The organism is Kineococcus vitellinus (assembly GCF_009906315.1).
In the GTDB taxonomy this organism is placed as follows: domain Bacteria; phylum Actinomycetota; class Actinomycetes; order Actinomycetales; family Kineococcaceae; genus Kineococcus; species Kineococcus vitellinus.
The window spans coordinates 1-10,039 of the sequence record NZ_JAAALL010000164.1; the positions used below are offsets into that span (position 1 = coordinate 1).

Annotated in this window: 9 protein-coding genes; 3 read left to right on the forward strand and 6 right to left on the reverse strand. The window is 74.2% G+C overall.

From position 1 onward, the window contains the following. Positions 1–1,872: a translation elongation factor 4 gene (gene lepA / locus GTQ99_RS14405; RefSeq protein ID WP_420814567.1), complete on the forward strand. Its 1,872-nt coding sequence runs from the start codon at positions 1–3 to the stop codon at positions 1,870–1,872. Between the two features lie 32 nt (positions 1,873–1,904). On the opposite strand, the gene GTQ99_RS14410 is transcribed toward lepA, so the two are convergent. The 3 genes from GTQ99_RS14410 to GTQ99_RS14420 all read right to left on the reverse strand — a co-directional run bounded on the left by GTQ99_RS14410 (position 1,905) and on the right by GTQ99_RS14420 (position 5,175). Next, positions 1,905–2,768 (reverse strand): ABC transporter permease subunit, encoded by an 864-nt coding sequence (locus GTQ99_RS14410; RefSeq protein WP_205707498.1) that lies wholly within the window; start codon positions 2,766–2,768, stop codon positions 1,905–1,907. A 74-nt stretch (positions 2,769–2,842) separates the two neighbouring features. Further along, positions 2,843–3,787 (reverse strand): carbohydrate ABC transporter permease, encoded by a 945-nt coding sequence (locus GTQ99_RS14415; RefSeq protein ID WP_166616429.1) that lies wholly within the window; start codon positions 3,785–3,787, stop codon positions 2,843–2,845. After that, entirely contained in the window at positions 3,784–5,175 is a 1,392-nt protein-coding gene (locus tag GTQ99_RS14420) for an ABC transporter substrate-binding protein (RefSeq protein ID WP_166616430.1), read from the reverse strand. Before GTQ99_RS14420 ends, GTQ99_RS14415 begins: the two co-directional genes overlap by 4 nt. Before the next feature lie 128 nt (positions 5,176–5,303). On the opposite strand from GTQ99_RS14420, the gene GTQ99_RS14425 reads away from it, so the two are divergent. Together GTQ99_RS14425 and GTQ99_RS14430 are read left to right on the forward strand one after the other, a co-directional pair. Then, entirely contained in the window at positions 5,304–6,404 is a 1,101-nt protein-coding gene (locus tag GTQ99_RS14425) for a zinc-dependent alcohol dehydrogenase (RefSeq protein ID WP_166616431.1), read from the forward strand. After that, the gene (locus tag GTQ99_RS14430; RefSeq protein WP_205707499.1) at positions 6,401–7,213 is read left to right on the forward strand and encodes a TIM barrel protein; all 813 of its coding nucleotides are present in this window, start codon (positions 6,401–6,403) and stop codon (positions 7,211–7,213) included. The genes GTQ99_RS14425 and GTQ99_RS14430 overlap by 4 nt, the downstream gene beginning before the upstream one ends. A gap of 36 nt (positions 7,214–7,249) precedes the next feature. On the opposite strand, the gene GTQ99_RS14435 is transcribed toward GTQ99_RS14430, so the two are convergent. From GTQ99_RS14435 to GTQ99_RS14445, 3 genes are read right to left on the reverse strand one after another with little or no spacing between them, the layout of a single operon-like run. Further along, entirely contained in the window at positions 7,250–8,263 is a 1,014-nt protein-coding gene (locus tag GTQ99_RS14435) for an LLM class flavin-dependent oxidoreductase (RefSeq protein WP_166616432.1), read from the reverse strand. A gap of 1 nt (position 8,264) precedes the next feature. Continuing rightward, positions 8,265–8,933: an aminoacyl-tRNA hydrolase gene (locus GTQ99_RS14440; protein WP_166616433.1), complete on the reverse strand. Its 669-nt coding sequence runs from the start codon at positions 8,931–8,933 to the stop codon at positions 8,265–8,267. Next, positions 8,930–9,943, reverse strand: coding sequence for an acetylxylan esterase (locus GTQ99_RS14445; RefSeq protein ID WP_166616434.1), 1,014 nt, complete (start codon positions 9,941–9,943; stop codon positions 8,930–8,932). The genes GTQ99_RS14440 and GTQ99_RS14445 overlap by 4 nt, the downstream gene beginning before the upstream one ends. Positions 9,944–10,039 lie beyond the last annotated feature (96 nt).

The window sequence follows — 10,039 nt, forward strand, 5'->3', positions numbered from 1 at the left end:
ATGTGGGCGATGATGCAGAAGTTGCGCAGCAGCTCCGGCGCGGTCGCGGCGGAGCTGCTGCGCAACTTCTGCATCATCGCCCACATCGACCACGGGAAGTCGACGCTGGCCGACCGCATGCTGCAGCTGACCGGGGTCGTCGACGCGCGGGCCATGCGGGCGCAGTACCTGGACCGGATGGACATCGAGCGCGAGCGCGGCATCACGATCAAGTCGCAGGCCGTGCGCATGCCCTGGGGCGTGGGCGGCACCGACTACGCGCTGAACATGATCGACACCCCGGGCCACGTGGACTTCACCTACGAGGTGTCCCGCTCGCTGGCCGCGTGCGAGGGGGCGGTGCTGCTCGTCGACGCCGCGCAGGGCATCGAGGCGCAGACGCTGGCGAACCTGTACCTCGCCATGGAGAACGACCTCACGATCATCCCGGTGCTCAACAAGATCGACCTGCCGGCGGCGCAGCCGGAGAAGTTCGCCGAGGAGCTGGCCAAGCTCATCGGCTGCGAGCCGGAGGACTGCCTGCGCGTGTCCGGCAAGACCGGCGTGGGCGTGGAGCCGCTGCTCGACGAGATCGTCAAGCAGGTCCCCGCCCCCGTCGGCGACGCCGACGCCCCCGCCCGGGCGATGATCTTCGACTCCGTCTACGACACCTACCGCGGCGTGGTCACCTACGTCCGCGTCATCGACGGACAGCTGTCCCCGCGCGAGAAGATCGTCATGATGTCCACCCGGGCGACCCACGAGCTGCTGGAGATCGGCGTCAGCTCGCCCGAGCCGGTGCCCTCCAAGGGCCTCGGCGTCGGCGAGGTGGGCTACCTCATCACCGGCGTGAAGGACGTGCGCCAGTCCAAGGTCGGCGACACCGTCACCAACGCGGCCAAGCCGTCGACGACGGCGCTGGGCGGCTACCGCGACCCCAAGCCGATGGTCTTCTCCGGCCTGTACCCCATCGACGGCTCCGACTACCCGCTGCTGCGCGACGCCCTCGACAAGCTCAAGCTCAACGACGCGGCGCTGTCCTACGAGCCCGAGACCTCGGTCGCGCTCGGCTTCGGCTTCCGCATCGGGTTCCTGGGGCTGCTGCACCTGGAGATCGTGCGCGAGCGCCTGGAGCGCGAGTTCGACCTCGACCTCATCTCCACCGCCCCCAGCGTGCCGTACCAGGTCACGATGGAGGACAAGAAGGTCGTCGAGGTGACCAACCCCTCGGAGTTCCCCGAGGGCAAGGTCGCCGAGGTCCGCGAACCCGTGGTGCGGGCCACGGTCCTGGCGCCCAGCGAGTTCATCGGCGCCATCATGGAGCTGTGCCAGCAGCGCCGCGGCGACCTGCAGGGCATGGACTACCTGTCCGAGGACCGCGTGGAGATGCGCTACCGGCTGCCGCTGGCCGAGATCGTCTTCGACTTCTTCGACCAGCTGAAGTCGCGCACCCGCGGCTACGCCTCGCTGGACTACGACGTGGACGGCGACCAGGCCGCCGACCTCGTGAAGGTGGACGTCCTGCTGCAGGGCGAGCAGGTCGACGCGTTCAGCGCGATCGTGCACCGCGACAAGGCCTACAGCTACGGCGTGATGATGGCCGGCAAGCTCAAGGACCTCATCCCGCGCCAGCAGTTCGAGGTGCCCATCCAGGCCGCGATCGGCGCGCGCATCATCGCCCGCGAGAACGTCCGCGCCATCCGCAAGGACGTCCTCGCCAAGTGCTACGGCGGTGACATCACCCGCAAGCGCAAGCTGCTGGAGAAGCAGAAGGAGGGCAAGAAGCGCATGAAGATGGTCGGGCGGGTCGAGGTCCCCCAGGAGGCCTTCATCGCCGCGCTCTCCTCCGACGCCGCGGGCGACAAGGCCAAGGACAAGACCGCCAAGAAGTGACCGCCAAGAAGTGACCGCCGGCGGGGCGGGGGTCAGCCCTTCTCCGCTCCGCTGGTGAGGCCCTCGGTGAGCGCGCGCTCGGCGATCCCGTACAGCAGCACGATGGGCACCGTGAGGATCACCGAGCCCGCCATGAGGACCGTCTTGGGGACCTCGATGCCGTTGGACAGCTGCGCCAGCCCCAGCGAGACCGTCCAGCGGTCGGGCTGGGCGGACAGGAACAGCAGCGCGAAGAGGAACTCGTTCCAGGCGATCATGAACACGTACAGGGCCGTCGACAGGATCGAGGGCATGGCCAGCGGCAGCACCACCCGGCGCAGGACGGCGAACCTGCCGGCGCCGTCGATGGCCGCGGCCTCCTCGACGCTCTCCGGGATCGTCTGGAAGTAGGTGCGCAGCATGTGGATCGAGACGGGGACCGTCTGCACGACGTAGACGAGCATCAGCCCGGCCAGCGACGACTGCAGCCCCAGCCGGGCGAAGGCGATGAACAGCGGCACCGCCAGGACGACCGTGGGGAACAGGTACACCGCCAGGAACAGCGTGCCGACGTGGTCGCGCCCGACGAACGGCAGCCGGGCCACCGCGTAGGCGCCGGGGATGGCGATGAGGATGGTCAGCGCCACCGTCGCCACCGCCACCAGCGCGGAGTTGCGCAGGAAGACCGCGAAGCCCTGACCGCCGTCGTCGGGGGAGGCCAGGACGGTGGAGTACGTCTCCACGGTGAGGGTCCGCAGGCCGAACCACACCTTCGAGGGCGCCAGCAGCAGCTGCTCGATGGGCACGAAGCTCAGCAGCAGCATGTAGTAGAACGGGAACGCGGTCACCAGCACGAGGACGACGATCACGACCCACCGCAGCGCGCCGAACACGCGCTCCTCGCGGGTGCCGTGCACGGACCTCGCGCTCGGGCCCGTCGCGGGCCCTCCCGCCCCGGTCCGCCGCGCCCGCCTCGAGGTCGTCGCGGTGCTCACGAGGGGTCCCCCTTCTTGACGAAGAACCTCACGTACAGGAACAGGGCCACGGCCAGGATCGCGGACAGCACGAGCGCCTGGGCGGCGGCCGCGCCGACGTCGAAGCGGCCGGTGAGCGTGTCGTAGACCCGCACGGCCGCGACCTCGGTGCCCGCGCCGCCGCCGGTGAGCAGGTACACGTCGTCGAACTTGTTGAACGTCATGATGAGCCGCAGGACGCACAGCAGCGCCACGACGGGCAGCAGCTGGGGCAGGACCACGTGGCGGAAGCGCTGCAGCAGCGAGGCCCCGTCCACGGTGGCGGCCTCCTCCATCTCGCGGGGGACCGTCAGCAGCCGGGCGGTGAGGAAGAGGAACGCGAAGGGGAAGTAGCGCCAGACCTCGAAGGCGATGACCGTCGCCATCGCGTACGGGGCCCGGCCGAGGAAGTCGACCGGCTGGTCCCAGCCGAGCACGGAGGCGCCCCAGGCGTTCACGATCCCGTACTGCGGGTTCAGCATCGTCTCCCAGGTGAACGCGACGGCGACCACGGGTGCGACGTAGGGCAGCAGCATGAGGGCGCGCACCACCCCGCGCCCCGGGAACGGCCTGCGCAGCGAGAGCGCCGCGAGCAGCCCGACGAGGACGGAGCCCGCGGTCGAGAAGACCGAGTACACGACGGTGTTCCACAGCGACTGCCAGAACCCGGCACCGGTGAGCACGTCGGCGAAGTTGTCCAGCGAGAGGGCGTCGAACAGGCCCGCGTCGCGGACCTCCAGCAGCGTGAGGTCCTGGAAGGCCAGCACGACGTTCCACAGCACGGGGACGACGACGACGGCCACGACGATGACCACGGTGGGCAGCACCATGACCAGGCCGTCGCGGTTGTCGCGCCCGCTCTGGCCGCGGCCGCGGCCGGCCGGTGCGGCGGGCGGCGCCGGGAGGGTGCGGGTGGTGCTCATGACAGCGACCTCTGGATCTCCTCGACGGCGTCGGCGGCCTCCCGGGCGGCCTGGCGGGGGGTGAGCGAGCCGTTGGCCATGGCGGCGATGGTCTTGGGGACCGGCAGTTCCGCGGTGACCGGGCCCAGCAGGGGGCCCTGCCCCTGCGGGATCGCCCAGCGCTCCAGGGTGGTGGCCACCCGCCCCACCTCGGCCATCGTCTCCGGGCCGTAGACGTCGACGAGCGGTTTGCGGGAGTCCACGCCGGCGGGCAGCGTCCCCCAGACGTCGGTGAAGCGGGTGGCGGAGGTGGCGTCGCCGGTGCGGGCGGGGTACTTGCCCTCCGGGGCGATGCCGAGGGCGGGTTCGTAGCCCTCGGAGAGCATGTGCGCGACGTAGTCCTCGGCGGCCGGCCCGTGCGCGGCGGTGATCGCCCAGGAGGTCACCTCCCCGAAGCTGACCGGTCCGCTGCCGTCGGGGCCCTGGACCGCGGTGACGACGCCGCTGTTGCGCGCCAGCCACTCCGGGTCCTGGCGGCACTCCGCGCAGGTGGGCAGCGCGTCGTCGCGCAGGCCCGCCATCTCGTCGAGCAGGAACGTCGACCAGACCGTCATGGCCGCCTGCCCGGCGAAGTACGTCGCCCGGGTGGAGTCGACGCTCTGCGTGCCCTGCGGCGCCTGCCGCACGAGCGCGTCGTAGAACGCGAAGCTCGTGCGGCAGGCCCCGGAGTCCAGGCCGACGGCGCCGTCCTCGTCCACGAGCTCGCAGCCGTTGCCCAGCGCCAGGCTCTCGAACGTCTGGGACGTGAACGGGTCGGCCGGGTCCGTGGCCAGGGTGATGCCGTAGCGCTCCTCCGTGGTGAGCTCCTGCGCCGCCCGCTCGATCGTCTCGTAGGTCGTCGGCGGCGCCAGGCCCGCCGCGGTGAACAGGTCCTCGCGGTAGACGAGGACCTGCGCCCACACCTCCGCCGGCACGGCGAGCTGCCGCTCCCCGTCCTGCACGAGCGCCAGCGCCGTCGGGGAGAACGTCTGCGCCCCCAGGCCGGAGACGACGGAGGTGGCCGCCGCGGTGTCCAGCAGCTCCTGCTCGGCGAGCTGGCGCACGATGCCCAGCGGCAACCCGGCGATGACGTCGGGCATGGTGCCCGAGACGGCCGCCGAGACGATGAGCGAGGGCAGCTGCGACTCGTCGACCGGCACCTGCTCGACGCGCACGCCGCTGCGCCCGGTGAAACCGGCGTCGATCTCCTCCATCGCCGCGATGCGGTCGGGCTGCCCGTCGAGGTTCCACACCGTCAGCACGTCGGGGTCCTGCGCCTGCGGCCCGGGCGCGCACGCGGCGCCCGCGGCGACCACGAGGAGGAGACCGGCGGCTGCGGCCGCTCCGCGGGGACCACGGCGCGGGGACATGGGCTCTCCTCACTGAGAGGTACCGGTGCGCGAGCGGGTACCCGCAGATCGAACCACAGGTGCCGCCCACCGTCGAGGTTCCGGTGGCAGGGTGGTCCCGCACGCCCCACCCCTCCTGGAGGAGCCCGATGCCGCGCACCGTCCAGTTCACCGCCGCCCGCACCGTGGACGTCGTCGACGCCGAACCGCTGCACCCGGCCCCGGGGCAGGTGCGCGTGGCGACGCTGAGCTCCGGCATCTCCGCCGGCACCGAGATGACCGCCTACCGCGGCACGAACCCCTACCTCACCTCCACCTGGGACCCCGGCCTGCGGTTGTTCACCGTCTCCCACCCCGAGCGTCCCTCGTACCCGCTGCTCGGCTGGGGCTACTCCGAGGTGGGGCGCGTGGTCGAGGTCGTCCCGGCCGCCACCACCGCGGGCACCGCCTCGGGCACGACCGGCCCGGGCGCACCCGGCGACGTGCGCGTCGGCGACCTCGTGTGGGGGATCTGGGGGCACCGCTCCGAGGCCGTCCTGCCCGCCGCGGACCTGCGCGGGCACCGGCTGCCGGACGGGCTGGACCCGGTGGCCGGCTGCTTCGTGCGGGTGGGGGCCATCGCCCTCAACGCCGTCCTGGCCGCCGACGCCGGCCTGGGCGACACGGTCGCCGTCGTCGGCCAGGGCGTCATCGGCCTGCTCGCCACCCGCTTCGCGGTGCTCTCGGGCGCGCGGGTCGTCGCGGTGGAGGGGGTGCCCGCCCGCCGCGAGCGGGCGCTCGGCTGCGGCGCCGCACACGCCCTGGAACCCGGCCCGGCGACGGCCGCGGAGGTGCGCGAGCTCACCGGCGGCCGCGGGGCGGACGTCGCGATCGACCTCAGCGGCGCCTACCCCGCCCTGCACGAGGCCACCCGCCTCGTCGGTGCGGACGGCCGCGTGGTGGCCGCGGGGTTCTACCAGGGCGAGGCCGCCGGGCTGCGGCTGGGCGAGGAGTTCCACCACAACCGCGTCGAGGTCGTCGCCTCGCAGATCGGCGCGGTCCCCTCCCGCAAGCGGGCGCGCTGGGACGTCGCCCGCCTGCAGGAGACCGTCGTCGGCCTGATCGCCGCGGGCCGCGTCGACGTCGCGGCGCTGGTCAGCCACCGCTTCGACGTCGAGGACGCCGCCGCCGCCTACGACCTGCTCGACACCCGCGCGGCGCAGGCCCTGCAGGTCGTCCTCGACTTCCCCCGCGCGGGGGAGGGCTCGTGACGACCGCGGTGCGCAACCCCGTCTGCGTGCAGGAGCAGCACGTGCCGGGGCGCTCCCTGGAGGAGAAGTGGGAGACCGCCCGGGCGTGGGGCTACGACGGGCTGGAACTGCGCTCGGCGGGCGGCTTCGCCTTCGCCGGGCGCCTGCCGCAGCTGCGCCGGGCGGCGGCGGCCGGGGTGGTGATGCCCACGGCCTGCGTGGAGATGAGCCACTTCGTCGGGGCCTTCGACGCGCAGCTGCGCCGCGACGCGCGCGAGCAGCTGCGCTCGCAGCTGAGCGTGCTGGCCGAGATCGGCGGCAGGGGGGTGGTGACCCCGGCCTCCTACGGCATGTTCTCCCGGCGCCTGCCGCCCTTCGAGCCGCCCCGTTCGCCGCAGGAGGACCGCGAGGTGCTGCTGGAGGCGTTCGCCGACCTCGGCGAGCACGCCCGGCGCGAGGGCGTCCTGGTGCTGCTGGAACCCCTGAACCGCTACGAGGACCACATGGTCAACCGCCTGGAGGACGCGGTCTCGCTCGTGCGCGAGGTCGCCAGCCCGGGTTTCCGGGTGGCGGCCGACACGTACCACATGAACATCGAGGAGGCCGATCCGCCGGCGGCCCTCGTCGCCGCCGGACCCCACCTGGGGCACGTGCAGGTCAGCGACTCCAACCGGCTCGAACCCGGCGCCGGGCACGTGGACTGGGCGGCGACGTGCGCCGCGGTGCGCGCCGCCCGCTACGACGGGCCGCTGGCCGTGGAGAGTCGGCTGTCGGGACCGGCGGGGCAGGTGCTGCCCCGCGTCCCGGCGCTGCTGCGCCACCACCTGTGAGCGCCGGCCCGCCCGGCCGCCGGGGCGCCCGGGCGCTCAGGCGGCCGGGGCCCAGCCCAGCAACGGGCCCAGCCGGGTGGCGGTGTCGGTGAGGACCTGCACGTAGTCCTCGTGCTCGAAGCCGAACGGCAGCGCGAACACCACCTCGTCGACGAGCTGGTACCCCTCGTGGGCGTGCAGCGCGGCCGCGACCTCCTCGGAGCTGCCGACGAGGTCGGCGGCGAACAGCAGCCGCCCCGGCCCCTGCGGCACGCCGACCCGGGCGGAGCGCGAGCGCGCGTAGGCGCGGTACTTGCCGACCTGGGCGGGGGTGGCGGAGTCGGTGGGGATGACGACGAGGCCCTGCGAGGCGCGCCCGGCGGGGTGCGCCGCGCGGAAGGCGCGCAGGTGCGAGGCCTGGATGGCGGCGAAGTCGCTCGAGCCGCCCTCGGCGCGCACGACGCTGGAGGCCAGCAGGTGCAGGCCGTGCTCGCCGGCCCACTGCGCCGAGCGCAGGCTCGCGCCGCCGTACCAGAGCCGGTCGGCCAGGCCGGGGGAGTGCGGTTCGACCCGGTCGGAGAACACCTCGATGCCCTCGGTGCCGGCGAACGTGCTGGCCCGCTGCCCGCCCAGCAGCCGGTGCAGGCGCAGCACCCGCTCGTAGGAGAAGTCCTCGGCGTCGGCGGTGTCGGGGTAGAGGGCCTCGCGCACCCGCTCGAAGTGCATCGGCGGGCCGACGCTGACGCCGGGGTTGACCCGGCCGCCGGCCAGGACGTCGACGGTGGCGAGGTCCTCGGCCAGCCGCAGCGGGTTCTCCCAGCCCAGCGGGGTGACGGCCGTGCCCAGCTCGATGCGGGAGGTGCGCTGGGAGGCGGCGGCCATGACGGCGACCGGCGAGGAGATCCCCGGCTGCAGGTGCCGGTGGCGCAGCCAGGCGCTGTCGAAGCCCAGCCGCTCGCCGAGCTCGATCACCTCCAGGGTGCTGCGGTGACCGGGACCGGGGTCGGCGGGGTCGAAGGAGCCGATGGTGAGGAAGCCCATGCGGCGCAGGGGTGCTCCGGCGATCGGCATCTCAGGGCGTCCTCTCGAAGCCGGCGCTCGCGGTGACCGTCCCGGGAGCGACCTCGGTGAAGCCGCCGTCGCGCACGTCCACGCGCTCGGCGGCGGGCAGCACGGGTGCCCCGGTGAGCACCCGCAGCGGGAAGCCCGCCCGCCGCCAGGGTCCCACCGCGGCGGCGGGCAGCTGCTCGAGGGCCAGCTGCGCGGCGTGCCCGACCTGCGCGGCGGCCTTGCCGGTGCTCATGCCCACCCCGGGGGTCAGGCGGACCGTCAGCAGCCCGTCCGGTGCGGGCACGCTCAGGTCCTCGGGGTCGGCCAGGTCCAGGCCGCCGACCTGCAGGGGCTTCAGCAGCGCGGGGACGTGGTCGCGCGGGTGCGGGGCGAAGGCCCGCACGGCGGCGTCGCCGGCGCGCGCCTCGACGTGCGCCAGCTCGGCGGTGCGCTCCCAGCGCACCCCGCGGGCGCGGCGCACGATCTTGCGGATGCGCTGGGAGCGCCAGGCGCGCACGGCATCGTGCAGCTCGCCGTCCGGGTCGGTGGTGCGCGGGTCGGCCAGCAGCAGCACGACGGCGCGCGCGGCGGCGACGAGCACGTCGGTGTGCGCGGGGGCCGGCTCCCGCTCGGCGCGCACGACCAGCGACAGCGACCAGGGCTCGGTCTCCTCCGGCGCCCCGCCGCTCACCGCGCGAGCAGCCCGTCGAGGAAGCGCAGCTGCCGCTGGACCTGGTGGCCCCCGCCGCCGGCGTGGTCGGCGAACTCCCAGACGGAGATCTCCGCGCGCGGGCGCTCGGCGGCGCGCTCGCCGTAGCGGTTGTACGCGGCGAACACCGTCGAGGGCGGGCAGACGGGGTCCATGAGCGCCACGCTGAACAGCGCGGGCACCTGCGCGCGGGCGGCGAAGTTCGCGCCGTCGACGTAGCTCATCGTGGCGAACGTCTGCTCCACGGCCTCGGGGGAGTGCCGGCGCAGGTAGTCCACGACCTCCGGGTAGGGGCCCTCGGGGGCGGTGTCCACCCCGCGGCGCACGTGGCACAGGAACGGCACGTCGACCAGGGCCGCGGCCACCGGCGCGGTGAGGCCGCCGCCGGACATCCCGGCCGCGGCGAGGGCGAACGCGCCGCCCTGGCTGCCGCCCGCGACGACCACGCGCTCGGGGTCGACGTCGATCCCGAGCGCGGGCAGCGCGTGGGCGACCTCGACGGCGCGCGCGCAGTCGGCGTAGGCGCGCCGGTAGTAGTAGGTGGCCGGGTCCTGCACGCCCTTGGTCATGAAGCCGCGCACCCACTGCCCGCCGCCCGCGGGGGCCCCGGGGTCGGGGGTGTCGTTGCCCTGGCCGCGGGTGTCGACGAGCAGGTGGGCGTACCCGGCGGCCGCCCACCGGGTGTGGTCCACGGGCAGCCCGCGCCCGCGGGAGTAGCCCAGGAACTCCACGAGCACCGGCAGCGGGCCGGGCAGGGCGCGCGGGCGCACCAGCCAGGCCGCGATCGGGTGCCCGTCCCAGCCGGCGAAGCGCACGTCGTGCACCTCCAGGGCGGGCAGCGCCGGGCCGGGGGCCTCGCGCAGCCGCACCGACAGCTCGTGCCGGCGGGTCAGCTCCAGGCTCCGCGCCCAGAAGGCGTCGAAGTCGGCGGGTTCGGCGACCTCGCCGCGGTAGCCGCGCAGGTCCTCCAGGGGCAGGTCGATCAGCGCCACGCGGGCACGGTACCGACGCCGCCCCCGGCCGTTCGGCCAGGGGCGGGTCGGGCGGGTCGGTCGCGGGTCAGGCGCGGCGGCGGCGGCGCGCGGTGA